General features: G+C 57.4%; 25 protein-coding genes. All 25 read left to right on the forward strand.

Going from position 1 to position 24,762, the window contains the following annotated elements:
• The 25 genes from A2V21_311535 (at window position 1) to A2V21_311655 (ending at window position 24,745) form a co-directional block, all read left to right on the forward strand.
• On the forward strand, window positions 1-1,095 hold the full coding sequence (locus tag A2V21_311535) for a hypothetical protein (GenBank protein OIJ74840.1): 1,095 nt from the start codon (window positions 1-3) through the stop codon (window positions 1,093-1,095).
• On the forward strand, window positions 1,088-1,837 hold the full coding sequence (locus A2V21_311540; GenBank protein ID OIJ74841.1) for a hypothetical protein: 750 nt from the start codon (window positions 1,088-1,090) through the stop codon (window positions 1,835-1,837). Before A2V21_311535 ends, A2V21_311540 begins: the two co-directional genes overlap by 8 nt.
• Complete coding sequence (locus A2V21_311545; protein OIJ74842.1) at window positions 1,837-2,805, forward strand: hypothetical protein; 969 nt, start codon at window positions 1,837-1,839, stop codon at window positions 2,803-2,805. Before A2V21_311540 ends, A2V21_311545 begins: the two co-directional genes overlap by 1 nt.
• On the forward strand, window positions 2,798-3,496 hold the full coding sequence (locus tag A2V21_311550) for a hypothetical protein (GenBank protein OIJ75168.1): 699 nt from the start codon (window positions 2,798-2,800) through the stop codon (window positions 3,494-3,496). The genes A2V21_311545 and A2V21_311550 overlap by 8 nt, the downstream gene beginning before the upstream one ends.
• Window positions 3,489-4,340, forward strand: a complete 852-nt coding sequence (locus tag A2V21_311555) for an imidazole glycerol phosphate synthase cyclase subunit (GenBank protein OIJ74843.1) — start codon at window positions 3,489-3,491, stop codon at window positions 4,338-4,340. Before A2V21_311550 ends, A2V21_311555 begins: the two co-directional genes overlap by 8 nt.
• Complete coding sequence (locus tag A2V21_311560) at window positions 4,337-5,011, forward strand: imidazole glycerol phosphate synthase, glutamine amidotransferase subunit (protein OIJ75169.1); 675 nt, start codon at window positions 4,337-4,339, stop codon at window positions 5,009-5,011. Before A2V21_311555 ends, A2V21_311560 begins: the two co-directional genes overlap by 4 nt.
• Window positions 5,008-6,270 (forward strand): LPS biosynthesis protein, encoded by a 1,263-nt coding sequence (locus A2V21_311565; protein OIJ74844.1) that lies wholly within the window; start codon window positions 5,008-5,010, stop codon window positions 6,268-6,270. The genes A2V21_311560 and A2V21_311565 overlap by 4 nt, the downstream gene beginning before the upstream one ends.
• Window positions 6,245-7,234: a hypothetical protein gene (locus A2V21_311570; GenBank protein OIJ74845.1), complete on the forward strand. Its 990-nt coding sequence runs from the start codon at window positions 6,245-6,247 to the stop codon at window positions 7,232-7,234. Before A2V21_311565 ends, A2V21_311570 begins: the two co-directional genes overlap by 26 nt.
• On the forward strand, window positions 7,231-7,959 hold the full coding sequence (locus A2V21_311575) for a cytidylyltransferase (GenBank protein ID OIJ74846.1): 729 nt from the start codon (window positions 7,231-7,233) through the stop codon (window positions 7,957-7,959). The genes A2V21_311570 and A2V21_311575 overlap by 4 nt, the downstream gene beginning before the upstream one ends.
• Window positions 7,960-8,049: 90 nt before the next feature.
• Window positions 8,050-9,072, forward strand: coding sequence for a hypothetical protein (locus A2V21_311580; GenBank protein ID OIJ74847.1), 1,023 nt, complete (start codon window positions 8,050-8,052; stop codon window positions 9,070-9,072).
• Complete coding sequence (locus A2V21_311585; protein ID OIJ74848.1) at window positions 9,069-9,629, forward strand: hypothetical protein; 561 nt, start codon at window positions 9,069-9,071, stop codon at window positions 9,627-9,629. Before A2V21_311580 ends, A2V21_311585 begins: the two co-directional genes overlap by 4 nt.
• A gap of 6 nt (window positions 9,630-9,635) precedes the next feature.
• Entirely contained in the window at window positions 9,636-10,730 is a 1,095-nt protein-coding gene (locus A2V21_311590) for a hypothetical protein (GenBank protein ID OIJ74849.1), read from the forward strand.
• A gap of 1 nt (window position 10,731) precedes the next feature.
• Window positions 10,732-12,648: a hypothetical protein gene (locus A2V21_311595; protein ID OIJ74850.1), complete on the forward strand. Its 1,917-nt coding sequence runs from the start codon at window positions 10,732-10,734 to the stop codon at window positions 12,646-12,648.
• Window positions 12,645-14,174, forward strand: a complete 1,530-nt coding sequence (locus A2V21_311600) for a hypothetical protein (GenBank protein ID OIJ74851.1) — start codon at window positions 12,645-12,647, stop codon at window positions 14,172-14,174. The genes A2V21_311595 and A2V21_311600 overlap by 4 nt, the downstream gene beginning before the upstream one ends.
• Window positions 14,171-14,947 (forward strand): hypothetical protein, encoded by a 777-nt coding sequence (locus A2V21_311605; GenBank protein ID OIJ74852.1) that lies wholly within the window; start codon window positions 14,171-14,173, stop codon window positions 14,945-14,947. The genes A2V21_311600 and A2V21_311605 overlap by 4 nt, the downstream gene beginning before the upstream one ends.
• On the forward strand, window positions 14,937-15,629 hold the full coding sequence (locus tag A2V21_311610) for a hypothetical protein (GenBank protein ID OIJ74853.1): 693 nt from the start codon (window positions 14,937-14,939) through the stop codon (window positions 15,627-15,629). The genes A2V21_311605 and A2V21_311610 overlap by 11 nt, the downstream gene beginning before the upstream one ends.
• Window positions 15,622-16,671 (forward strand): hypothetical protein, encoded by a 1,050-nt coding sequence (locus tag A2V21_311615; protein OIJ74854.1) that lies wholly within the window; start codon window positions 15,622-15,624, stop codon window positions 16,669-16,671. The genes A2V21_311610 and A2V21_311615 overlap by 8 nt, the downstream gene beginning before the upstream one ends.
• Window positions 16,672-16,678: 7 nt before the next feature.
• Window positions 16,679-17,620, forward strand: coding sequence for a hypothetical protein (locus A2V21_311620; protein OIJ74855.1), 942 nt, complete (start codon window positions 16,679-16,681; stop codon window positions 17,618-17,620).
• Complete coding sequence (locus A2V21_311625; protein ID OIJ74856.1) at window positions 17,620-19,350, forward strand: hypothetical protein; 1,731 nt, start codon at window positions 17,620-17,622, stop codon at window positions 19,348-19,350. The genes A2V21_311620 and A2V21_311625 overlap by 1 nt, the downstream gene beginning before the upstream one ends.
• A 139-nt stretch (window positions 19,351-19,489) precedes the next feature.
• Entirely contained in the window at window positions 19,490-20,281 is a 792-nt protein-coding gene (locus tag A2V21_311630; GenBank protein OIJ74857.1) for a 2,4-dihydroxyhept-2-ene-1,7-dioic acid aldolase, read from the forward strand.
• Window positions 20,282-20,283: 2 nt separating this feature from the next.
• Window positions 20,284-21,249, forward strand: a complete 966-nt coding sequence (locus tag A2V21_311635) for a hypothetical protein (GenBank protein OIJ75170.1) — start codon at window positions 20,284-20,286, stop codon at window positions 21,247-21,249.
• Entirely contained in the window at window positions 21,246-21,923 is a 678-nt protein-coding gene (locus tag A2V21_311640) for a hypothetical protein (protein ID OIJ74858.1), read from the forward strand. Before A2V21_311635 ends, A2V21_311640 begins: the two co-directional genes overlap by 4 nt.
• Entirely contained in the window at window positions 21,908-22,831 is a 924-nt protein-coding gene (locus tag A2V21_311645; protein OIJ74859.1) for an NAD-dependent epimerase, read from the forward strand. The genes A2V21_311640 and A2V21_311645 overlap by 16 nt, the downstream gene beginning before the upstream one ends.
• A 10-nt stretch (window positions 22,832-22,841) precedes the next feature.
• Window positions 22,842-23,975 (forward strand): aminotransferase, encoded by a 1,134-nt coding sequence (locus A2V21_311650; protein ID OIJ74860.1) that lies wholly within the window; start codon window positions 22,842-22,844, stop codon window positions 23,973-23,975.
• Window positions 23,972-24,745 carry a glucose-1-phosphate cytidylyltransferase gene (locus A2V21_311655; protein ID OIJ74861.1) on the forward strand — a complete coding sequence of 258 codons (774 nt, stop codon included), beginning with the start codon at window positions 23,972-23,974 and terminating at the stop codon, window positions 24,743-24,745. Before A2V21_311650 ends, A2V21_311655 begins: the two co-directional genes overlap by 4 nt.
• Window positions 24,746-24,762 lie beyond the last annotated feature (17 nt).

The following is a 24,762-nucleotide window of genomic DNA, read 5'->3' on the forward strand; positions in this document are numbered from 1 at the left end:
ATGAAAAAAACAAGGCTCAAGTCCCTTCTCGCCGGCCCTGGCGAGACGGTAAAGCAGGCCATGCAGAGGATGACCGAGGCTGGCGAGAAGATAATCTTCGTCGTGGACAGGGCAGGCGCGCTCCTCGGCACGGTAACGGACGGGGACATCAGAAGGAGCATCATAAACGGCCTGGACATCTCGGCCCCTGTAAGCGGGGTGATGAAAGCGGCTTTCATCTCAATAGACGACGGCACACCATGCCTCAGGAAGAAGGCAAAGGAGCTGATGAAGAAGCACTTCATCGAATATGTTCCCGTGCTCGACGGCAAGCGCAGGGTGGTGGATATGGTCTCCTGGATAGAGTTCTTCAACGGCAACGGGAACGGAAACGGAAATGGGTGCGATAGGCAGGACACCCCAATAGTAATAATGGCCGGGGGCAAGGGCACGAGGCTCGACCCTTTCACCAGGATACTGCCAAAGCCACTCATCCCGCTTGGCGACAAGCCCATAATAGAGCACATCATGGACAGGTTCCACGAGAAGGGCTTCTACAGGTTCATGCTCGTCCTCAACTACAAGAAGGAGATGATAAGGATGTACTTCGGGGAGAACAGGCATCCTTATGAAATAGACTTCATAGACGAAGACGAGTTCTGCGGCACCGCCGGCGGATTGCACCTGTTGAGGGACAGGCTCCAGGGCACGTTCATAGTCACCAACTGCGACACCATACTTGAGGCCGACTACAGGGAGTTTTTCAGATGGCACAGGGACAAATGCAACCTCATGACCATAATCGGCTCCCACAGGGAGGTCGTCATACCGTACGGCGTCCTGCAGATGAGCAAAGGCTTGTTCGTGGACATACGGGAGAAGCCGAAGTTCGACCTTTTCATCAACACAGGCACCTACGTGGTGGAACCGGAGATACTGGGGCTTCTCAAGGGCGGCGCGTTCATCAATATGGACGAGCTTATCTCTTTGGCGAAGGACAGGTATTCTGACAGGGTAAGCGTTTTTCCCCACTGGGGAGGATGGTTCGACATAGGGCAGTGGGACGAGTACAGGCTAAGCGTTAAGCACCTCGAAGGCAGGGAGGGCGATGTATAAGGGGCTTTTCTCATGCGAGGGGAAGGTCGCGCTCATAACTGGCGGTAACGGCCTCATAGGAAGAGAGCTGGCGAGGGGGCTCGCCGAGCACGGGGCCAGGGTGGTTGTCGGCGACCTCGAAAGGCGCAGGCAAAGCGCTGCCGGGTTCGTAAGACTCGACATAGGCTCCGAGCGCTCGGTCGCCTCGGCGCTTGCCAGGGTGGCCGGGAAGTACGGCGCGGTCGATATCCTCGTGAACTGCGCCTACCCGAGGACGCGGGATTGGGGCGCGAAGTTAGAGGATATCCCCTTCTCATCGTGGAAGGAGAACGTTAATGACCATCTTGGCGGATATTTCCTCACATGCAGGCTGGCGGCAGAGCTCATGCGCAGGCGCGGCGGGGGCAGCATCATAAACCTGGGCTCCATATACGGGGTCGCGGCCCCGGATTTCTCGATATACGAGGGCACAGGGATGACCATGCCGGCCGCGTACTCCGCGATAAAGGCAGGGCTCTTAGGGCTCACAAGGTACATGGCTTCGTACTATGGCAGTTTTAACGTCAGGGCGAACTGCGTCTCCCCGGGCGGCGTCTTGGACGGCCAGCCCCGGAGGTTCGTAAAAAAATACTGCTCCAAGGTGCCGCAGGGCAGGATGGCCTCGCCGGGAGATATCGTAGGGGCGGTGGTATTCCTGGCCTCAGAAGCATCGTCATACGTGACGGGGCAGAACATAGTGGTCGACGGAGGGTTTACGATCTGATGCTCAACGCGCTCGTGGTCGGATACGGCTCAGCCGGCAAGAGGCACCTGCGAAACCTGCTCAGGCTGGAGTGCATAGGAGGGGTGGCGGTCTGCACCGGCATGCCAGGCGCTGAGAGCGACCCGAGGGTGAGGTTCATAAGCTCGCTTGGTGAGGCGGAATCCAGGGGTTCGATTGAAAATGGGTTTGACTTCGCCATCGTCGCCAATGAGACGGGCAGGCACATGGAGACCGCGATAGAGCTTGCTGGAAGGGGCATCGATCTCCTGATAGAGAAGCCGCTGTCTAATAGCCTCGATGGGGTCGAAGTCCTCGAGGACGCGGTCAGGCAGAGGGGGCTTAAGGTGGGAGTCGCGTACAACTTCAGATTTCTGGGAGCGCTCGGCAGGGTAAAGGAGGAGCTTCGAAAGAAGACTATCGGCGAGGCGCTCTTCGCGAGGATAGAGGCCGGCCAGTACCTCCCTGCGTGGAGACCGGGACGAGACTACAGGCGCTCCTACAGCGCGAGCAGGGCAAGGGGCGGAGGGGTGACGCTGGATCTCTCCCATGAGATCGATTACATGCGCTATCTCTTCGGGGAGCCGGTCGAGTGGAAGGTCATCAGGTCAAAGGCTGGCTCCCTCGACATTGACTCCGAGGACGTCTTCGAGGGCGTTTACAGGTTCACGAACGGCTTTGTCTGCAGCGTCCATCTCGACTACCTCCGCAGCGAGAAGAGGAGGATGATAAGCATAACAGGGAGTAACGGAGCGATCGAGTGCGACCTGGCTGGCGCGCGTCTGAGAGCTGTGAGGGAGGGCCGGAGCGAGGATATGGGCACGCCGGCGATCTTTGACCTTGAGCAGTCCTACATGGACGAGCTCGTCCATTTCATCGGTTCCGTTGACAACGGCAGGAACCCAGGGCCGGGCCTCGAGGACGGCATAGCCGCGCTCAGGCTCATTGAGGACTCTCATGTACATGGCTAAAAAGGTGCTTTGCGTAATACCGGCCAGGAGCGGCTCGAAGGGGCTTCCGGGGAAGAATATAAAAGAGCTTATGGGCAAGCCCCTGCTGGCCTACTCGATAGAGCACGCGAAGGCCTCGAAGTACATAGACAGGATCGTCGTCTCTACAGACGGCCTGGAGATAGCCGGGGTGGCCTTGAGGCACGGGGCCGAGGTGCCTTTCTTGCGCCCCAATGAACTCGCCGGAGACCAGAGCAGCACGATAGACGCGCTACTTCATGCGGTAGAAGAGGTCGAGGGGAGCGGATACGGCTTTGACTACCTGGTGCTACTGCACGTTACGACACCGCTCCGAAGCGCTGAGGACGTGGACGCCTGCATAGAGCTCCTCGCCGGGACCAACGCCGAGAGCGTTTTCTCAGTGACCGAGGCGCACAGGAACCCCTACTTCAACATGGTCGAGGTAAGTGACGGGAGGGTCAGCCTGGTAAAACCCGGTAACTTCGTCTCAAGGCAGACTGCTCCGCGGGTATTCGACATGAACTCTTCCATATACGTCTGGAAGAAGGACGCGCTCAAGGAGAAGAAGGCCGTGATCCTTGACAAGACCGCCATCTACATGATGCCGAGGGAGAGGTCTATAGACATCGACGACGGACTGGACTTCAGGATCGCCGAGATGATCCTCAAGGAGGGCGCGGAGGTTGCCTAAGATAGTAAGGATTATACCGAGGCTTGACATAAAAGGGCCGAACCTGGTCAAGGGGATACACCTTGAAGGATTAAGGGTGCTTGGCAGGCCGGAGTCCTTCGCGAGGCATTATTACGAGAACGGGGCTGATGAGATCATATACATCGACGTTGTGGCGAGCCTGTATGAGAGGAACAGCCTTAAGGATATTATCTCCAGGACCGCCAGAGAGGCATTCATACCGATCACGGTCGGCGGCGGTCTGAGGACTTTGAGCGACATCAGGGAAGCTCTGAGAGCTGGCGCGGACAAGGTATCGCTTAATACGGCTGCCATAAGAAACCCGCTCATAGTAAGGGAAGCGGCGAGGATGTTCGGCTCTTCGACAATAGTGTTGTCGATCGAAGCTATAAGGCATTCAGACGGGCGCTACTTCGCCTATACCGATAATGGCAGGGAGTTTTCCGGACAGGAGGCGCTGGCCTGGGCCAGGAGGGCGGAAGAGCTTGGCGCGGGAGAGATACTGTTGACCTCGATCGATAGAGAGGGCACGGGGGCAGGGTTCGACATTGAGCTTACGCGTTTGATCTCGGAGGCTGTTTCTATACCTGTGGTCGCCTGCGGAGGCGCCGGCGGCCCCTGCGATATAGCCGATGTAATAACCGAAGGGAAAGCTGACGCGGTGGCGATAGCGTCGGTCCTGCACTACGAATATATAGATAACGCGAATATGAGGGAACCGGCAGGCGTTGAGGGCAATACAGAGTTCCTTAAGAGCAATAAGGGGTTTTCGAAAATAAAGCATTCCGGTCTCATGGAGATAAAAGGGCTTCTTGCTTCGAAGGGGATAGAATGCAGGATATGACCGCATCAATCAACAGGCCAAAGGTCGCGATAGTCGATTTCGGGCTCGGGAACCTCTTCAGCGTAAAGCTGGCATGCGAGACGGCTGGATTGGACCATGAAATAACCAACGACCGACGCGTCATAGAGAGATCTGACGCGATGATATTGCCGGGTGTGGGCGCCTTTGGCGAGGCTATGGCAACACTTGAAAGCCACGGCCTCGTGACTTGCATAATGGATTTTATAGCCAGCGGAAGGGCGTTTTTAGGCATCTGCCTCGGCATGCAGCTTTTGATGAGCGAAAGCGAGGAGTTCGGCAGGCATAAGGGTATCGGGTTTATAGACGGCCGGGTAGTCAGGTTTAACAACTTGAACGGAGAGGAGCTGGTAAAGGTGCCGCAGATCGGGTGGAACAGGATCTTTAGCGAAGGACAAAGGTGGGAAGAGACACATTTGAACGGCATACCCGATGGGGCATACATGTACTTTGTCCACTCCTATTACGCGATACCGTCCGACCCTCGCAACGTCCTGTCAGTTACTGATTACGGAGGGCGGCGGTATTGCTCTGGCGTCTCAAAGGACAACGTGACCGCGTTTCAGTTTCATCCGGAAAAGAGCGGGGTCCAGGGGATCAAGATATATACCAACTGGGCATTGAACATAAAGAGGCAAATGGAAGCGATATGAGATTGGAAGCAAGATACGGACTCCCTTCAGAGGTGAAGTTCTGCAATAGGTGTGTCATCTCCAACCAGAGGCCTGCCTCGAGCATCGAGTTCAGGCATACTCCGGATAAAAAGCACAGGACCATGCACTTCGATGACGAGGGCATCTGCGACGCCTGCAGGGTAGCCGAGGTGAAGGAACAGACCGATTGGCAGAGCAGGGAAGAGGAATTGTTGAGGCTCCTGGACAGGCACAGGAAGACCGATGGGAGGTATGATTGCATCGTGCCCGGCAGCGGAGGCAAGGACAGCGTCTATGCCGCGCATGTGCTGAAGTATAAATACGGCATGAACCCCCTTACGGTTACCTGGCCCCCGATACTCTACACGGATTACGGTCACAGCAACTTCAAGAACTGGATAGAGGTCGGGGGCTTTGACAACCTGACCTTCAAGCAAAACGGCAAGGTCATGCGCTTACTTACAAGGCTCTCTATCGAGAATCTGCTGCATCCTTTTCAGACATTTATTCTCGGGCAGAAGAACCTGGCGCCGAAGCTCGCCGCCCTCTATAGGATCCCGCTTGTCATCTATGGCGAGAATGAGGCTGAATACGGGAACCCTATAGCGGACAACTCGAACTCTATTCGTGACAAGTCCTATTACACCATGAAAAACCTTGGAGAAGTCTGCCTGGGCGGGGTCCCCATGCCCAGGCTTGTAGATGATTACGGCCTCAGGCTATCAGAGCTGATGGCGTTCATGCCTGTTGAGGCCGCGGAGATAGAGAAGGTCAATTTAGAGGTCCATTATCTTGGATACTACCTCAAGTGGGTGCCGCAGGAGTGCTACTACTATGCCGTTGAGCATACGAACTTCCAGGCGAGGCCTTTCAGGACACAGGGCACATACAGCAAATACAACAGTATCGACGATAAAATCGACGACCTCCATTATTATACCACCTATATTAAATTCGGCATCGGCAGGGCAACATACGATGCCTCGCAGGAAATAAGGAACCGGCATCTGACACGCGATGAAGGGGTCGCGCTGGTTAAAAGGTTCGACGGGGAATTCCCGGACAGGTATTTCAAGGAAGTCATGGACTATATCGGGATGAAGCCTGAGAGGTTTTTAGAGCTGTGCGACACTTTCAGGTCGCCTCATCTCTGGAAAAAGACCGGAGGCGAATGGCGCCTGAGGCACACGGTCTGGGGCGGGGGCACGGACGATTATGACGAAAAGGGGTCTTATGAAAAACGTGGTCATACAGGCTGACTCGAACTTCCACAACATAGCGGGCGCTCAAACGCCGGGCGACGGCGCATACGCGGAGTACCGCAGGAAGTGGAGGGAGTGGCCGGAGCGGTTTTTCGTTGGGGACTTTCCGCTATTCATAGACGTCGAGGTCTCAAGCGGCTGCAACCTCAAATGCCCGTTCTGCGCTCATACGCACAAAAGGGGCGCGGTCGCGGCGGGGCTCATGGACCGAGTGGTCTTCGGGAGGATAATCGACGAGGGCGCGGAGAACGGGCTCTACGGGGTAAAGTTCAACATAAGGGGAGAGCCGCTAACGCACACGGAGGTAGCCGGGTTCGCGGCTTACGCCAAGCGCAAGGGCATGAGGGACGTATACTTCAACACGAACGCGATGCTTTTGACCGAAGAGGTCTCGCGCGCCCTCATAGACGCCGGCCTTGACAGGATCTCGGTATCTTTCGAGGGCTACAGCAAGGATGTTTACGAGAGTTACAGGGTCGGCGCCGAGTTCGACACGGTAGTGAGGAACGTAGAGGCCCTCCAGGGACTTAAAAAGAGGCTCAACGTCTCGCACCCGAAGGTAAGGGTGCAGACCGTGCTCTTGCCCGAGCTTGAGGGGCAGGTCGACGGCTACAGGGCCTTTTGGGAAGGAAGGGCGGACGAGGTCGCGTTCATCGACTACCAGGAGATGGGATTTAAGAGGAAGGGAGTGGAGTACCCATGGGCGTGCCCTCAGCTCTGGCAGAGGATGGCCGTATTCTGGGACGGCACCATACTGCCGTGCAACCACGACTTCGAGGCGCTGAACTCGCTCGGCAATGTGAACTCCACGTCCATAAGGCGGGCATGGCATTCCCCGGAGCTTAACAGGATGAGGGAGGCGCACAGGGCCGGGCTCGCCCACAGGATAGCCGCCTGCGACGGGTGCTACCTGAGGGACAGCGAGACCATCAAATTAAAGACTTTGGAGAAGGCAAGATGATAGTGGCCATCCTGATCGGGAGGAAGGGCAGCAAGGGGCTGCCGGATAAAAACGTCTACCCCATCCTCGGCAGGCCGTCCGCATATTATCCCATGATGGCCGCGAAGGGCTGCAAGCAAATAGACCGGCTGTACATCTCAACGGATGACGAGCTCCTGATGGAGCTTGGGGTCAAATGCGGCGCTGAGATAATACAAAGGCCGCAGGAGCTCTGCACCGACCAGGCCCTTGGCGAGCACGTATTTGTCCATGCCTATAACCACGTAAAGGCCGCTGCCGGCGGGGTTGAGATAGCGGTCCTTCTTATGTGCAACGCCGTGACCGTCTCGCCTAAGATACTCTCCGAGGGCATAACGGCCCTGAGGGAAAACCCCGAGCTCGACTCAGCTGTGACGGTATCGAGGTACAACATGTGGAGTCCCTTGAGGGCCCGGAAGGTCGGCCCCGACGGGCTGCTGCACCCCTTTGTGCCGTTCGAGCTCTTCGGGGACCCGGCCAAGCTCAACTGCGACAGGGACTCGCAGGGTGACGTCTGGTTCGCGGACATGGGCGCTTCAATAGTGCGTGGCAGGTGCCTGGAGCGCCTGGACGAGGGGCTCCTGCCGCAGAAGTGGATGGGAAGGAAGATATACCCTCTCAGGCAGTGGGGAGGGCTCGATGTCGATTTCGAGTGGCAGATACCCCAGGCCGAGTTCTGGCTCAGGAAGAACTGGTCCGGTTTATAGGGCGGGAAAGGAGTCTGCGTGCCGCGACTTAAAAAACACCTTGAGCGCTTATACAGGGTGAACCTCGATCATAGGTCGAGGAGGGGATATATGCGCCTGGATATGAACGAGGGCCTGCCCGGGCTTCCGGAGGGTGTCGTGAAGGAGGCGCTTTGCGGGATGGACGGTGAGTTCCTCTCATCATATCCGGAGTACGGGGAGTTCATCGGCAAGATCTCCTGTCATAACGGCATCGCGCCAGAGAATATCTGCCTGTCGAACGGCTCTGACGCGGCGATAAAGTACATATTCGACGCGTTCGTCTCGTCAGGCGACCGAGTCCTTCTGACAGACCCGTCATTCGCGATGTATAAGGTCTACTGCGAAATGACAGGAGCCGAGACGGTTACCGCAGAGTACGCCGGTTTCAGCTTTCCCATAGAGAATTTCATGGAGAAGCTCTCAGAAGGGGTCAGCATGGCGGTGGTCGTCAACCCGAATAACCCTTCGGGTTCCGTGATCGGAGAGGGCGACCTCGACATGATAATCGCTCTGGCCGAGAAGAACGACACGCTCCTGGTGATAGACGAGGCGTACTTTTACTTCCACCCGGAAACGGCGATCTCAAAGGCGGCTGTCAGCAAGAACGTTATCGTGCTGAGGACCTTCTCAAAGCTTTGCTCCATGGCGGCCCTGAGGCTCGGATATGCCGCTGCCTGCCCTGAGATAATAGATGGGCTCAGGCGGGTGAGGCCCACCTTTGACGTCAACGCCGTTGCCGTGAGGCTCGCGGATCGCATACTGGACGAGCCGGGTCTGATACCAGGGCTTGTGCGCTCGGCGGAGCTGGGCAAAGAGTATCTCCTCGAACGGCTCTCTTCGAAGGGGATAGAGTGCAGGGGAGGGCGCGCCAACTTCGTACTTATAAGGTGTCCCGGCATGGTCGGGCCACTCATGAAGGCCCTCGAAGAGAGAAAGATACTGGTCGGAGGCGGCTTCAAACAGCCATTCCTCCGGGATTATATAAGGGTGACGGTCGGGGACGCCGGGCTCATGGAGACGTTCTGCCGCGAGTTCCTCGAAGTCTGGGAGGCGGCCTCAGCTCCGTTCTGTAAAAAGGCGGTATGCGAATGAAAGACATTTTTCTGGAGGCCGCAGGCATATACCTCAGGCCGCCACGGGAGGAGGACCTCGAAGGGGACTGGTACGGCTGGCTTAACGACATGGCCGTCACCAGGTTCCAGAACAAGGGCATCTTCCCCAATACGAGGGAGAAGCAGAGGGAGTACTACAACTTTGTCATGGGCAGCAAGAACGACGTGGTATTCGCCATCGTCGAGAAGGAAGGCGACAGGCACATAGGCTCGGTGGGCCTCCACAAAATAGACTGGGTCCACAGGAGCGCGGAGCTGGGCATAGTCATAGGCGAGCGTGGCTCCTGGGGCAAGGGCTATGGCAAGGCCGCATGGGGCCTTATAACCGGGTACGGGTTCAATGTCCTCAACCTGCACCGGATCTACGCCATAGTGATGGAGGGCAACCTTGGCTCGGTCAGGTGCGCGGAGGAGAACGGGTTCAGGAAGGAAGGCGAGATAAGGGACTTCTTCTACAAGAACGGCGCGTATCACAGGGTCCTTTACTTCAACGCCATCAGGGAAGACTTCGAGAGAAAGGATGGCCGGAGGCCATAGAGGAATATGACGGAATTCGCCAAGCCATTGCGCATAGCGGAAGAGATCGTGATGGTCGACGGGCTGTGGAGGAGCGGGAAGGCCATCCTCGGGCCTGTGCTCGGGTGCTTTGAGAGGGTCGAGAGGCAGAGGCTGGAGCACGTCTATGAGTATCTGTGCACGATGCACATGAACGGGAAGATCGACACGGCAGCCGCCGTGACGCTCATGAGGATCTTCTCGGACCTGGCTGTCTACAACACCATGATCTCAAGGGAGGCAAACCTGAGGTTCTTCGACGAGACCGGCCTTTTCAACAACCCTGGTTCTCTTAAGTACATAGCGAGGCTTTTCCGCGACGACGGGGACGCGGTGATGGAGAGGATCAAGAGTGAAAGGCCGATACTTCAGCTGATGACCCACATGATCTTCCCCGGGGTGGACCTTGCCTTCAAGGCCTTCGGTAAAAGGCTCAAGGTCATAGAGATGGCTCGCCACCCGCTGTACATGATCGAGGGCTGGCATGGTTACATCGACAGATGCGGGAGCGACCCCCGCGAGTTCACGCTCTGGATAGAGCACGCCGGCAAGCGCATGCCATGGTTCGCGTCCGGGTGGGAAGAGCGGTTCATGAGTTTGGGAAAGGTAGACAGGGTAATCCATTCGATAAAGTGGTTCATGGACAGAAGCGATGAGGTCATGAACGCGCTCGGCCCGGCTGAAAGGGCGCAGGTGCTCGTTATCCCGTTCGAGAGGTTCGTCATAGACCCATATCCGTACCTGGTCGAGATCGAGTCCTTCCTCGGGACAAGGGCTACCCCGGCTGTCGAGAAGGCCCTCAGGAGGCAGAAATGCCCGAGGAAGCATATTTCAGAAGGCAGGGCTCACAGCAGGTGGGGCGGGAAACCGCCTCAAATGGACGACATCGATGACTACAGGAGGCGCGCACGGTTCGTAGGAGACAACGCCAGCGGCGAGGCCCTCGACGCGCTCGAAGAGATGTCGCTGAGATACGAGGAGAGATTCGGCCTCAAAAGGCAATCCCCGTGGAACCTGGTCAGGGGATCTTCCCTCGCTGAGGCCGCGCCAGTCCGCATGAATCTCGGGGGGTCAAAGGGTTAGGATGAGGGAAGAAGCCAAGGAAAAGACGCTGCTGGTCCTGCTCGAGAACGGGGCTGAATATGAGGAGTTCCGGAAGGCAGAGACAGGCTACGGCGGCTACAGGTTGGTAGTCTGCGCCCTGAACCCGTTCGCGGCGCATTACTGCGAGCAGGAGGGCATACCCTTCATCATGCCGGAGGAGTGTTTCACCGGCGACGATGCCGCATACCAGGAAGAGTCCGAGGCAAGGATAAAGAATCTTGTTGAACTGCTGAACAGGTACTGTTCGGAGAGGTCGGTAAAGGAGACGGGTTTCCCGCTGGAGATGGGAAATTATTTTTTCCTGCAGCTTTACGTCGTGATCGGCAGCCTGCATTTCAAATGCTATCTCGTAAGCAAGGTCGTGGAATGGGTGCGTCCCGATCTCATCGTCTCATTCGTGGCCGATGGACCGGGCGGCCTTTTTCTCGGCTTCAGGTCAAACCCGCTTGTGAATGCCTTTCACGGTCTCTTGCTCAACTCTCCATATAAGGACAGATGCATATTTATAAAGTACGCCATGCCCAGTAAGGACGGGGTAGGAACTGGGCTTGTGACAAGGGTTAGAAGCGCGGCCAGGGCCGCGCTTACGAAGGCCGCCCCTTTGCACAGGTATTATTATCTCAGGCGAAACGGGATAGACCCCTTCGCGGGGCTTCTGAGACTCAAGAAAAAAAGGGCGCTGGTCGTCGGCTCGCTATACAACTGGAAGCATGTGCTCGGCAGAGCGCCAGTAGCCGGGAACGTCCGGGTGAGCTGGCGAGGCGCCGAGGATATCCCCGGGAAAGGTGGCGGCCAGGACAGGGACATCTTCAGGGAATGGCTCGGCTGGGAGAACGAGTTCCTCGGCTTCGATCTTTCCCCGCTCTTGTCCGAGCAGATGAGGATGATCGAGGCTACCTTTGAAGAGCTGATGAGGTCGACCCAGCGAGAGCTCAGCGAGATGAAAAAGGTCGACATAGTCCTTTCATCCGCCTTCTCGTACCCGAGGCAGAACCATCTGGCGAGCGTGGCCAAGTTCCTGGGTAAGCCCGTTGTCCTCTACCAGCACGGCGAGATGAACCTTTACAGGGACGCCCTCTTTACCAGCGCAACCGAGTTGCTTTACTCCGACTATTATCTTTCTTTCGGGGAGGGTGTCAACGGCAAGTATTCGGGCTACGAGGGCACTCACAGATATTTCAAGAAGGCGGTGGCTGTGGGCTCAGCCTCTTTAGACAGGCTCAAGGGCCCCTGCGGCCCCGGGAGCTACATCCTTTACGCCACTGGCAAATACCTTCTCAACTCCCACCCGTTCATATTCACGACCGGGATAGACAGCAGGCTATACAGGGCTCAGAAGGCGATACTCTCCTACCTTGAAAGGCTTCTTGCGGAAAAGGGGCAGGAGGCCGTCTGGAAGCTCAACAACACGCCTGTCCACAGCGAGGTGCCGCTCAGGGCCCACGGGGTAAGGACGGTTCACTTCGAGAAGAGCTTCGTGGAGCTATTGAGGGACGCAAGGGCGGTTATACTCGACGCGCCAGCCACGACCTGCCTTGAGGTATGCGTCACCGAAAAGCCGCTATTTGTGCTCATGAACAGGAGCAGGTGGCTGCCAGAGGCCGAGAGCCTCATTAAGAGAAGGGCGGTGGTAGCCTATACGCCTGAGGAGCTGGTCGAGAAGATCGACCGTTACATCACGCAAGGCGCTTACGAGGCCGACCTCCGCGACAGGGAGTTCATCAAACGGTACGGGACCCACCTGGACGACGGCGGGTCTGCCGCGAGGTCGACGGAGTTCATAAGGTCGATATTGGAGGCGAGGTCGGCTGTCGAGGAGGCCGGTAGCGATTGCCTCGAAGGGAAGCTGGAGGCCGGGGCTGCCGCGCTCTGTGCCGGCAACCGGAGGAGACCTTGATAAGGGCAAGGTATTTCAGCAAATTCACCAACAACCTTATCGGCCTTATAAACGGGGGGGTAAGCGCTGTTATAGTGCCCAAGTCGCTCGGGCCAGCCGGTTACGGAGATTTCAACTTTCTCAGGGACAGCTTCGAGGGCATGGTCAACACGATAGACCTCAACTCATCCAACGCGCACTTCGTCTACACGTCGCGCTTGAGCGACAGCAGGAGGGTCAACCTCTTCCAATTCTACATAACAATGCTGGTTGGCGTGCTCCTCATCACGCTGGTGACCGCGCTGTACGTCACAGGTAAAACGGGGCTTTTCTGGCCAGGCCAGGAGACAGCCTACATCTACGCCGGGGCGGTCTTCTGCTATCTGAGCTATCTCGCCACGAACCTGACCAACCTCTCTGACAGCAAGGGGCTGACGGTAGTAACCGAGAGGTACAGGCGAGTCTTCTCGCTTGCCGCCATGGCGGTCCTCATCGCGCTCTTTCTCGTGAGCTGGCTCGACCTCAGGGCCTATTTCATCTACGTAATGGCCATGCAGGCCTTGATGACAGTTACCTTCGCGTTCATCCTAAGGAGAAGTGGGGCATTCGACTTCCGTCTGAGGAAGATGACACTGGATGAGTTGAAGGAGGTCTCAGGGCACTTTTACAGGTACTCGGCCCCGCTGGTGGTCGTCCTCTTCGTCGGCTTCGCCATTAATTACTTCGACAGGTGGTTCCTGCAGCTGATAGGCGGGTCGGTAACACAGGGTTATTACAGCCTGAGCCTAAGGCTGGCAACGGTGAGTATCCTTTTCACGAGCGCCATGACGCCTATATTCATGCAGACCGTGGCGAAGGCCCACGCCCAGGGCGAAAGCGCCAAGATAAGCGCGATATTCCGCAAAATAGGCGTCTTTTATTTTACCGCTGCCTTCATCTCCATCTTCTTCTCGTTCCATTCGAGGGAGGTCGTCGAGCTTATCGGCGGAGCCGCATACTCGGGCGCCGTCGTTCCAATGACCGTGATGATGCTGTATCCCATACACCAGACCTACGGACGTTTCTGCGGAGCGGTCCTGCTCTCGACTGAAAGGACTGACCTCTACAGGAACATAACCGTATTCACCTCGCTCGCCGGAGTGCCCTTGAGCTTCATACTGCTCGCGCCGGAGTCGTATTTCGGGTTAGACCTTGGCGCCACAGGCCTGGCCCTCAAGACAGTCGCCGTGCAGGCCTTGAGCGTTAACCTGATGCTCTTCGCGGCATGCAGGATAACGGGGCAGCCTTTTATGGCCTTCTTTTCGCGGCAGGCAGCGGTCATCGCGCTCCTCGCTCTGCTTGGCTTCGCGTCCTCGGCGGCCGGGGCGGCACTCTTCGGCGCCCCTGGCAAGGCAGGCTCGGCGTTGCGGCTATTATCCTCTGGGTCGGTCTATCTGCCCTTGGCCCTCCTCCTCTGCCTTGCGTTTCCGGGCTTGCTGGGAGTTTCGAGGGAGGAGCTGAACGAATATTTCACGGCTTTTCTTAGGTACATCGGGAAGAGGGGTTGATCGAGATGAGAAAGCTATATTCACTAAACGCGCCATATGACGGACTGGGCCAGCAATTCAGGCTCACACCGCTTGAGGAATGGGGTGCTAACTACAGCGCCTTCGTTACCGGGATAGATTCCCGCGAGGACTACGAAAGGTTATTCAGCGGGTATGACGAAGGGAAGTACCACCGCGCCCTCCTCCATAGCCTGTACGGGCAGAGCAGTAAGATACTCGTGCTCGGGGCAGGCAACGGCTTAAGCGATTATGACTTCTACACGGCTTATCCTGATAAGGAGATAAGCCTGAGCGATATCTCCGACGGGGTCCTGAGGAAGATAAGCCCATTTTACGGGTTCAGGGCCATGAAGATAGATTCAAGGAATATAACGCTTCCAGACGGATCGCATGACCTCGTATATACGCTTGCCTCCGAGTACTTCTTCAGCGACAGCGATTACCTCAGGATGCTCTCCGAGGCGGCCAGGGTCTTGAAGCCCGGTGGCCATCTGCTGGTCTCCACGGTCTGCCTTGAGGAGCCCAGGAAGGCAACGCTCAAGGGCTCGGTCCTTGGCGTCATCTCCGAGAGGCCGCTACTGTGGGTGCTCGTGAATAAGTTAAGGGGTATAAACCTGAAATGGACCGGATATATACGTTCCCTCGACGACCATGCGGGGGTCTTAAGTCGCGTAGATGGGCTTAAGCTTGAAAGGGTGGAGCTGGATTACGGCTCTACCGGAGGGAAGCTCAAGTCAACGGCGTTCCTGCTGAGGAAGAGATATGGCTCGTAGAAAATCGGTCGCGGCCATAGTGCCGATGAAGGGGCACAGCGAGAGGGTGCCGTCAAAGAATGTGAGGGAGTTTTCCGGAAAGCCGCTGCTGTTCTGGGTCCTGAACGAGCTTGAAAGCGTCAAAGAGTTGAGCGGGATATATGTCGATACCGACAGCCCGGTTATAAAAGGGCTCGTGAGGGAGCACTTCGGCTCGGTCGAGATCATAGACAGGCCGCGGCGCATATGCGGTGACACGGTACCGATGAACAGCATAATAGCGCACGACATCTCAATCATAGAGGCGGATGTCTTCCTGCAGACGCATGTCACGAACCCGCTCGTAATGGCCGGCACCTTCAGCCGGGCGATCAAGGCCTATTTCGAGGCCGTGCGCGGGGAATATGATTCGCTCTTTTCGGTTGACATGCTTCGTTCGAGGCTCTACGACAGCTGGGCCAGGCCTCTGAACCACGATCCTGCTAACCTCATAAGGACGCAGGACCTCGAACCATTGTACGTAGAGAACTCCAATTTTTATATCTTCTCGAGAGAGGCCTTTGAAAGTACCTCTTCGAGGATAGGCCGGAGGCCTTACATGTACGTCGTGCCCAAGCTCGAGTCCATGGACATAGACGACGAGGACGATTTCAGGCTCGCCGAGAGTCTCTTCAGGCAGTCCGGCGGTGGCCGCCATGGCTAGCCCGCTCTTCAAAAGGTGCAGGGCCGACGGCGTGCCGGCCTTCAGGCTCAACGGTGTGCACCGTGAATACCGGGCCATCCTTATCGAGCGCATACGGAGCGGTAGTATTGCCCTCGACCAGGCTGGGCCGTGCCTTTGCGGCACCCTGAGATTCATGTCTGTCTCCGAGAAGGACAGGTTCGGGCTACCGTTCGCGAACAGGATATGCGTTGACTGCGGGCTTTTATCCGTCAACCCGAAGATCTCGGCAGGGTCGCTCCCCGCTTATTACGCGGATGTATATCATCCCCTCATATGCGGTGTGAGGCCCGGCGTGGTCATCGAGGACCTCGTGAACGAGGACCAGGGGTCGAGGATATTCTCTTTCATGGAGGGGCTCATCGTCCGGGGCCGGGCAAAGGTATGCGACGTCGGGGCAGCGAGCGGCTCCACTCTCCTCGGGTTCAGTGAGATAGCGCGCCTCAGAGGCATCAGCGCGGAGCTTTTCGCCTGCGAGTACGAGGAGAACTATCTCAGCCATGCCAGGCATAACGGGATAAACGCCGTAAGGGGAGGGGTTGAGTCGCTGGCTCAGTTCGGGACCAGGTTCGACATAATGATATTAAGCCATGTCTTTGAGCACTTCTACAATCCGCTTGAGGAACTCGGGCGCATCAGGGGGCTTCTTGCCGAAGGCGGGCTGCTTTACATAGAGCTCCCTGGCGTGATGGATATCTCCGGCTACGGCAACGACATACTCCAGTACCTCGTGCACGCGCATAACTACAACTTCAACCTTGACTCCTTAAGCGGCGTGCTCGCTATGGAGGGTTTTACGCTCGTAAAGGGGGACGAGACGGTACGGGCGGTCTTCAGGATGGGCGGGCGCGCCTCGCGCGCTCTCGCCAGGGACAATCACCGCAGGATAATAGAGTACCTTAACTACGCGGAGCAAAAGAGGGTGAGCCCTTCGGGGGTGAGGAGGCTCAAGCGCCTCGCCTGGGAATCATACTACAGGGCCGGGGCGCTTCTGTCGCCTTTCCCGGCAGCGAGGCAGGTTTGAAAATAATATGGACCGCATAGAGATAATAGAGCCGTCTTTGCTTGAGGACCGCTGGCGGCTCGGCCTGATCGACCGCTGGAAGCGGCTACTCGGCATTGAGGTAGGCTGGCATTACGATCTGGACATAATATGGATACTCAGATACCTGGAAGGGATCGGCCTAAAAAGGGGCTCGCTGGTCCTCGATGCCGGAGCTGGCAATGGGTTACTGCAGTTCATACTGGCCTCTCTCGGCTACAACGTGCTGAGCGTCGATTTCGCCGAGAGGGAGGCGCCGTTGGCCGCCTCCAGGATATTCAGGATAGAGCGCCGCGATGGCGCAAGGTCCACGACCGACAACCCGTATGCTGGCTTCATCAGGCACAGGCGGGCAGGCGGGATGAGCGCTGGGAGGGCCTTGAAAGGGCTCAGTAGCCCGGGCAGGGCGCTTGGGGCCGTATCGAAGGCCGTCTGGAGTAGAGTGGACCCCGCACTCCTGCGCGAGGTCTTTTCAAGGAAGAGGAGGTCCTACGGCAGCTTGACCTATGTGAAGAGCGATTTTACCGATATGCGTGAGTTTGAGGACGCCTCGATAGACTGCATCGTATCGGTTTCCGCCATTGAGCACAACCGCGTATCTGACATGAAGAAGTCAGTGGACGAGTTCACAAGAATATTGAAGCCCGGCTCGGCCATGCTCGTCACCACGAGCGCGGCCAGGCAGGACTGGTACTTCAAGGCCTGCGAGGGCTGGTGCCTGAGCTACCGGACGCTTAGCGAGGTATTTTCGATAGGCTGCTGCCTTTCCAACTTCGAGCGTTATGACGAGATATTTGAGAGCATAAGGGGCTCGCAAGTGTTAAGGCGCAGGGTATCGAGGCTTTATTCCACCAACGGCGACAACGGGCTGCCATGGGGCGTTTACGACCCCAAGTACCAACCCGTTGGCGTTCTCAAGAGGGCACGCTGATGGCTTACAGGCTTGAGATATACGGCGGCCGCGGGGCCGGGCAGGTAGAGGTGGACTGCCTCGGCCATCGCTTCAGGAAACCAGGGCCGGAAGAGCTGAAGGAATATATCGAGTTCTTCTCCGGCATCGTCGGGAAGAACCACCGGAGGCTCAAGTTCGTCGTCTCGGATACTCTTACGAGAGTAGAGGGAAGGACGTATTTCTTCGACAGGCTCTCCAGGTATCTCCAACTGCTCGAAATCGTGGAATCAGAGGAGAGGACGGTCGTAATAACGAACCTTGACAGGACGCTCCTCAAGGCACTTTCAAGGCAACTCCGTGAAAGGGGCGTTCCGCACAGGTCGTTTGGGCCTGGCGCGGCGAGCGAGGCTCAAAGGCTTCTGAGGTTCCCGCTCAGGGTCATATTCATGCTCTTTGGCGACATCGCCTCCATACTCATATCCGCCCTCTTCCAGGCAAGGCTTAAAGATGCCTGGTATCACAGCCTTATCCTGAGTTTTTACGACTACAGGTGCAGCCGGGACGGCTCCTACGTGGACGCCTATTTCCAGCCGCTGATAGAACATCTCATAAGGCAGGGCAGGAGCGTTGCCGTCCTCAGCACGCCAATAACGGCCGGCAGCCCAAAGAGGCTCCTGAAATACATGCGCGGCGTCCGGAAAGCCCTGAGAGAATTCGAGGGCCTTGCCAAGCCCTGCGAGGTCGTCTTCTACTACCGTCTCCTGAGGCCCGCTGGAGTGCTGATGGCTTATATGAGGGGGCTCTCGGGCCTCATAAGGCTTAGGGAGAAGGTTCATTACAGTGGGCGGGACATAACATTTCTCCTAAGCCTGTCGCTCTTCGAGGACTACCTTTCGTGCCAGTGGGCCTACGCCTGGAAGCAGTACTATCTTTTCAGGCGGCTTTTCAGGGCTTACGGCTTTGACAATGTCATCTACCCTTACGAGAACCATCCCTGGGAGAAGCTCCTTGTGACGGCCAGGAACGTGTCCGGGTCGAAGGCGAGGATAACGGCCTTCCAGCATACGAGCATATCTTTTAAGCTCCTGCAGTACTTTCCCGGCAGCCATGAAAGGTATTTACCTTTCTATCCTGACAGGATACTCGCCGCCGGAGATATACTCAGGGACGTAATGAACGAGGTGGGCTCTTACAGGGAAGGGCTTGTCCAGTCCGGCTGCGCTCTCAGGCACGATTACCTGTTCGGGGGCCGGAACGCCAAAATCAAAAAGGGGCCAACGTGGAAGATAGCGTACGCCTTCTCCTTCGACACGAAGGTCTATCCAGGCGTCATTGAGAGGCTCGCGGAGGCGCTAGGGGGGACCAGATACACGGTCTATCTGAAGATCCATCCGCTTGTGCCGGAGCAGGACGTGATAAGAACGGAACTTCCGGCCAACCTGGTGCCTGCCAAGAACATGAGATGGGAGGAGCTTTTCAGGGAGATAGACATACTCCTCTATGACGACAACTCCCTGGGGATAGAGGCGTTGAAGTACGGGGTAGAGGTGGCCTACTTCGGCCTGGCAGACGGGATATACAATTGCGACCGGCTGTTCAAATATGAAAGGGGCAAGACGGTAATAAACTCGGTAGAAGAGCTAAGGTCATTTGTAAGGGATTATTACGCCAGAGCGGGATGGTCCGAAGATCGGGACGAGTACTCGATGCGATACCTGCATAGCTACTTTCTGCCTATTACAGAGGAAAGGTTGGAGAAGTTCGCTTGAAATAGTAACAGTCAACCAGGGAAGCTTTCTCCAGTTGAACCACCGGCTGTCTGCAATTCCTCCTCGCGCCGTTTCCTGTCCTGAACCTCTCTTTCCGATACAACGCCGTTTCCCTGACACAAGGTTTAGAGATTTTCATATGAATGTAACGAAGGACAAAAGGCCAGGCCTCAAAGAGAGGCTCGCCTCAGGCGAGGTCGTCCTTGGCTCGTGGATAACGCTGGGGCACCCGGCCGTGGCAGAAATACTGGCCTCTGCCGGTTTTGACTGGCTCGCGGTGGATATGGAGCATTCCGCCATCACCATGCACCAGGCGCAGCAGCTTATCCAGGTAATCGAGTTAAGCGGGACGGTCCCACTCGTCAGAATAAGCGAGAATAATGAGTGCCTCATAAAGAGGGCCATGGACGCTGGCGCGCACGGGGTCATAGTGCCGATGGTCAACTCCGGGGAGGATGCCGCGAGGGCGGTAAGGGCGGTGCATTATCCGCCCTCAGGTACAAGGGGCGTCGGGCTTGCGCGGGCCCAGGGCTACGGGTTCGCCTTCAAGGAGTACAGGGAATGGCTCGCTGCGAATTCCATCGTGGTGGCGCAGATAGAGCACATAGACGCGGTTGAGAACCTCGAGGAGATCCTCTCAACCGATGGGGTCGACGCTTTCATCGTGGGGCCGTATGACCTTTCGGGCTCGCTCGGCAGGCCAGGCGAGTTCGACCACCCTGACGTCTTAAGCGCGCTTCAAAAGGTAAGGGAGACCGCGACGCGTATGGGGAGCGTGGCCGGGTTCCATGTCATACCACCTGATTGGACGGAGGTCGAAAGGAAGATAGCGGAAGGCTATAGGTTCATAGGTTTCAGTCTTGACACGCTTTTCCTCGGCACTACAAGCCGGGAGGGTCTCAAAAAGATAAGAGGGGACGGACAAAGATGATGATGAAGAAGGTGCTTATATCAACGACGTCATTCGGAAAGCACGACTATACGCCCGTAGATCTCCTTACACAGTCCGGCTTCGAGCCTGTCATGAACCCATACGGCAGGACGTTGAGGCGCGACGAGGTCATCGACCTCGCGTCAGGGGCCTCGGGCATCATCGCCGGGACAGAACCGCTGGATCGGACTGTACTTGAAAAGCTGCCAGGGCTGAGGATCATTTCGCGCTGCGGGGCCGGGCTCGATAATGTCGACATGGCCGCCGCGAGGAGGTTCGGGGTAGAGGTCTACAGCACGCCGTATGGCCCGACGCTCGCGGTTGCAGAGCTTACGGTCGCCCTCGCCCTCAACCTCATGAGGAGGGTAACCGAGATGGACCGCGAGATAAGGGCTGGCATGTGGCAGAAGATGATGGGGAGCCTCTTGAGCGGAAAGCGCCTTGGCATTTTAGGCTTCGGGAGGATCGGCAGGAAGGTGGCTGAGCTGATGCTGCCCTTCGGGGTCGATATCTTTTACTGCGACCCGTGCCGCGCAAAGGACGAGCCAGGCTGCAGGGCGGCTGGACTCAGGGAGCTATTGTCATGGGCAGAGATAGTCACGGTTCACGCGGCTCCGCCGGGTACGGCAAAGAGGGTGATCGGCAAGGCGGAGCTGGCCCTCATGAGGCAAGGCTCATGCCTCATAAACACCTCCAGGGGAGGCGTCGTGGATGAGGCGGCTCTTTACGAGGCGCTCATCGAGAAGCGCATCTCTGGCGCGGCCCTCGATGTCTTCGAGGAGGAGCCCTATTCGGGACGGCTGAGAGAGCTGAAGAACGTCATACTGACACCTCACATAGGTTCTTACGCGAAGGAGGCCAGGGTGGGCATGGAGCTTGCGGCTGTCAACAACCTGCTGGCAGGCTTCGGGGTAGGCGCGCCAGTTAACAGGCGTCAGAGCGCGGTGGCAGGAGGCTCGCCTATATGATCAAGGCGATCGTATTTGACTTCGACGGCGTGCTTGTCGAGTCCGCCGGGATAAAGACCAGGGCGGTCAGGGAGCTTTTCTCAGAGTGGCCCCACGCGGTGGAGGAGATGGTGGAGTATCATCTCGCGAACATGGGGGTGTCGAGGTACGAGAAGTTCAGGCACTTCTACGAGAACGTCCTTGGCGAGGAATATACCGAGGAGGCGGGCCTGGAGCTCGGCAGGAGATTCTCGAAACTGGTCTACCACGAGGTTTTAAGGGCCCCGTTAGTGGATGGTTCGGCCGAGATGCTCAGGGACAATCACTGCGAGTACCTCATGTTCATAGCCTCCGGCACGCCACATGAAGAGCTTAACGATATCGTGGCGGCAAGAGGGCTACATGCTTATTTCAGGGGTGTCTTCGGGAGCCCGAAGAAAAAAGCGGAGATACTCCGCTCGATAATTGCCGGGCACGGGCTCTTTGGGAACGAGGTCGTCTTCGTGGGCGACGCTACCACCGACATGAGGGCCGCGAAGCAGGCTGGGACGTATTTCATAGCGAGGGTGTCTGGCGCTGAAAGCGCGCTCCTCTACGAGAGACACCGGGTACGGGACATGACAGGGCTGGTCGATGCGGTAAGGGCTCTCGACGCGCAGTGGCCCTATAAGGAGGCGGTATGGAAAAGGCGGTAGTTTTCGGCGGGGCCGGGTTCCTCGGAAGCCATGTGGCCGACGAGCTGACCAGGGCCGGGTATGACGTAGTCATATTCGACAAGCGGTATTCCCAATACCTTCAGCAAGGGCAGACCATGCTGGTGGGGGACATCCTGGACGCCGGGCAGATCAGGGACGCGGTGAAGGGCGCTCAATACGTCTATAACTTTGCGGGGCTGGCTGACATAGAGGAGTGCAAGGCGAGGCCCATAGACACGATAAAGCTCAACATACTCGGCAACTCGATGATACTCGACGCGGCCCGCTCCGAGAGGATCGAGAGGTTCGTCTTCGCGAGCACCATGTACGTCTACAGCGACGCGGGGGCCTTCTACAGGGTGAGCAAGCAGGCGTGTGAGCTGATAATCGAGGACTACAGCCGTTTGCACGCGCTGCCGTACACGATCCTCCGGTACGGCTCACTGTACGGCGAACGCTCAGACAGCAGAAATAGCGTCTATCGAATAATCAGGGAGGCCCTCACAGAGGAGAAGATCACTTACTACGGCACCGGTGAGGAGGAAAGGGAGTTCCTTCATGTGAAGGACGCGGCCAGGACGAGCGTGGAGGTCCTCGGGGGCGCGTTCAGGAACGAGTGCGTCATCGTCACCGGACAGAAGGTTATGAAGTACCGGGAGTTCCTCGAGATGATATCCGAGATGCTCAAGGGGAAGGTGACGATCGAGTACCGGCAGAAGAAGCTCGACACCCACTACAGGATAACGCCGTACACCTTCGACCCCAAGTTCGCCAAGAAGATGTCGCCGGAGCAGCATGTCGACCTCGGCCAGGGGCTGATACACTGCATGAATCAGATCTACAACGAGCTAAACGAGGAGAGGAAGTCATCGTTGAGGATAGCCCTCGGGGGCAATGACTTCTGCTGACGGAGAGACTATGCCTGAAAGAATCAGACTGTCGAGGTCATCCGTGGGGGAGCTTGAGAAGACGGCTCTCTCCGGTGTCATCGACCAGGACTACCTGGGGATGGGGAGCTTCGTGAGGGAGTTCGAGGAGGCGATCGGTGAATGGTTGAGCGCAGGCACCCAGGCGGTATGCGTAAGCTCCGGTACGGCGGCGTTGCACCTCGCCACAGAGGCGTGCGTGCCTCCCGGCGCAGAGGTGCTCGTGCAGTCACTCACCTTCGTGGCGAGCTTCCAGGCGATAAGCGCGGCCGGTGCCGTTCCGGTGCCATGCGAGGTCGACCCCGCCACATGCACCGTTGACATCAAGGACGCCGAGAGAAAACTGACTGGAAGGACGAGGGCCATCATGCCGGTACATTACGCAGGCAGGCCAGGCGAACTCGAAGAAGTCTACAGGTTCGCGCAAAGGCACGGGTTGCGCGTCATCGAGGACGCCGCCCACGCCTTCGGAAGCGTCTACAAGGGGAGGAAGATCGGATCCTTCGGCGACATCGTCTGCTTCAGCTTTGACGGGATCAAGAACATAACCTCAGGTGAGGGCGGTGCCGTTGTGACGGCAGACGCCGAGGTGGCAAGCCGCGTGAAGGACGCGAGGCTGCTTGGGGTCAGAAACGACAGCGAGAAAAGATACCGGGGGGCGCGCAGCTGGGAGTTTGACGTGGCGCGACAGGGCTACAGGTACCATATGAGCAACCTGTTCGCCGCCATCGGCGCTGTCCAGCTCAAAAGGCTCGATGGCGAGTTCGCTCCGGCGCGCCAGAGGCTCGCGAGGGCCTATCACGAGGCGCTCCGCTGGATTCCCTGGATAGCCCTCTTCCCCGACGATTATGCGGAGATCGTTCCGCATATCTTCCCTGTGAGGGTCCTCGGCGGAAGGAGGGATTCGCTCCGTGAGCATCTGGCGAATTGCGGGGTGGAAAGCGGGGTCCATTATTACCCCAACCACCTGCTGAGCTTCTACGGGGGCAGGGCCGGTGAGCTTCCTGTGACTGAGAGGCTCTTTGGCGAGCTTCTCTCCCTCCCCCTTCACCCGGGGCTCACCGAAGCCCAGCAGGGGAGCGTGATAGAGGGTATAAAGGAATTTTATTCGGCGAGGCGGCCATGAAGACAGTCATACTTGCAGGGGGGCTTGGCACGAGGCTTAGCGAGGAGACGGTAATAAAGCCCAAGCCTATAGTGGAGATCGGTGGCAGGCCGATACTCTGGCATATCATGAGCATATACTCTGCCCACGGCTTCAATGAGTTCGTAATCGCCCTGGGCTATAAGGGAGGCATGATAAAGGAATACTTCCTCAACTACTATTACCACCATAGCGACATCACCGTAGACTTGAGGACCGGCAAGATAGAGGCTGGAGGCAACGGACGGAAGGATTGGGTCGTTCAACTCGTCGACACCGGCGCGAACTCCATGACCGGGGGACGGCTCTGGAGGCTCAGGGACCGGCTCGGCGATGGTACGTTCATGCTCACGTACGGGGACGGTGTCGGAAACGTTGACATCGCGAGACTGGTCGAGTTCCACAGGTCCCATGGCAGGCTTGCCACGATAACCGTGGTAAGGCCGTCGGCCAGGTTCGGCGAGGTCAGGTTCAACGGAAATCTCGACGAGATCACTGATTTCAAGGAGAAGCCGCAGACAGGCGAAGGCTGGATAAACGGCGGGTTCTTCGTATTCGAGCCTGGGGTCTTCGACTACCTTGGCGGGGACGATGCCGTACTTGAGGGCGACCCGCTTGAGAACCTCGCCAGGGACAGGCAGCTCATGGCCTTCAGGCACGAGGGCTTCTGGCAGTGCATGGACACGCTCAGGGACAAGCAGCTGCTGGAGAGGTCGTGGGAGAGCGGAAAGGCAGGGTGGAAGGTATGGTGACGGCGCTTGGTCATGGC

This window comes from Deltaproteobacteria bacterium GWC2_55_46 (assembly GCA_001595385.3).
Classification (GTDB): Bacteria; Desulfobacterota; GWC2-55-46; order GWC2-55-46; family GWC2-55-46; genus UBA5799.

Excerpts from the sequence above, each read along its gene's own strand:
- A2V21_311535 (OIJ74840.1), top strand. The coding sequence starts at position 1 with ATGAAAAAAACAAGGCTCAAGTCCCTTCTCGCCGGCCCTGGCGAGACG.
- A2V21_311540 (OIJ74841.1), top strand. The coding sequence starts at position 1,088 with ATGTATAAGGGGCTTTTCTCATGCGAGGGGAAGGTCGCGCTCATAACT.
- A2V21_311545 (OIJ74842.1), top strand. The coding sequence starts at position 1,837 with ATGCTCAACGCGCTCGTGGTCGGATACGGCTCAGCCGGCAAGAGGCAC.
- A2V21_311550 (OIJ75168.1), top strand. The coding sequence starts at position 2,798 with ATGGCTAAAAAGGTGCTTTGCGTAATACCGGCCAGGAGCGGCTCGAAG.
- A2V21_311560 (OIJ75169.1), top strand. The coding sequence starts at position 4,337 with ATGACCGCATCAATCAACAGGCCAAAGGTCGCGATAGTCGATTTCGGG.
- A2V21_311565 (OIJ74844.1), top strand. The coding sequence starts at position 5,008 with ATGAGATTGGAAGCAAGATACGGACTCCCTTCAGAGGTGAAGTTCTGC.
- A2V21_311570 (OIJ74845.1), top strand. The coding sequence starts at position 6,245 with ATGAAAAACGTGGTCATACAGGCTGACTCGAACTTCCACAACATAGCG.
- A2V21_311575 (OIJ74846.1), top strand. The coding sequence starts at position 7,231 with ATGATAGTGGCCATCCTGATCGGGAGGAAGGGCAGCAAGGGGCTGCCG.
- A2V21_311580 (OIJ74847.1), top strand. The coding sequence starts at position 8,050 with ATGCGCCTGGATATGAACGAGGGCCTGCCCGGGCTTCCGGAGGGTGTC.
- A2V21_311585 (OIJ74848.1), top strand. The coding sequence starts at position 9,069 with ATGAAAGACATTTTTCTGGAGGCCGCAGGCATATACCTCAGGCCGCCA.
- A2V21_311590 (OIJ74849.1), top strand. The coding sequence starts at position 9,636 with ATGACGGAATTCGCCAAGCCATTGCGCATAGCGGAAGAGATCGTGATG.
- A2V21_311595 (OIJ74850.1), top strand. The coding sequence starts at position 10,732 with ATGAGGGAAGAAGCCAAGGAAAAGACGCTGCTGGTCCTGCTCGAGAAC.
- A2V21_311610 (OIJ74853.1), top strand. The coding sequence starts at position 14,937 with ATGGCTCGTAGAAAATCGGTCGCGGCCATAGTGCCGATGAAGGGGCAC.
- A2V21_311615 (OIJ74854.1), top strand. The coding sequence starts at position 15,622 with ATGGCTAGCCCGCTCTTCAAAAGGTGCAGGGCCGACGGCGTGCCGGCC.
- A2V21_311620 (OIJ74855.1), top strand. The coding sequence starts at position 16,679 with ATGGACCGCATAGAGATAATAGAGCCGTCTTTGCTTGAGGACCGCTGG.
- A2V21_311625 (OIJ74856.1), top strand. The coding sequence starts at position 17,620 with ATGGCTTACAGGCTTGAGATATACGGCGGCCGCGGGGCCGGGCAGGTA.
- A2V21_311630 (OIJ74857.1), top strand. The coding sequence starts at position 19,490 with ATGAATGTAACGAAGGACAAAAGGCCAGGCCTCAAAGAGAGGCTCGCC.
- A2V21_311635 (OIJ75170.1), top strand. The coding sequence starts at position 20,284 with ATGAAGAAGGTGCTTATATCAACGACGTCATTCGGAAAGCACGACTAT.
- A2V21_311640 (OIJ74858.1), top strand. The coding sequence starts at position 21,246 with ATGATCAAGGCGATCGTATTTGACTTCGACGGCGTGCTTGTCGAGTCC.
- A2V21_311645 (OIJ74859.1), top strand. The coding sequence starts at position 21,908 with ATGGAAAAGGCGGTAGTTTTCGGCGGGGCCGGGTTCCTCGGAAGCCAT.
- A2V21_311650 (OIJ74860.1), top strand. The coding sequence starts at position 22,842 with ATGCCTGAAAGAATCAGACTGTCGAGGTCATCCGTGGGGGAGCTTGAG.
- A2V21_311655 (OIJ74861.1), top strand. The coding sequence starts at position 23,972 with ATGAAGACAGTCATACTTGCAGGGGGGCTTGGCACGAGGCTTAGCGAG.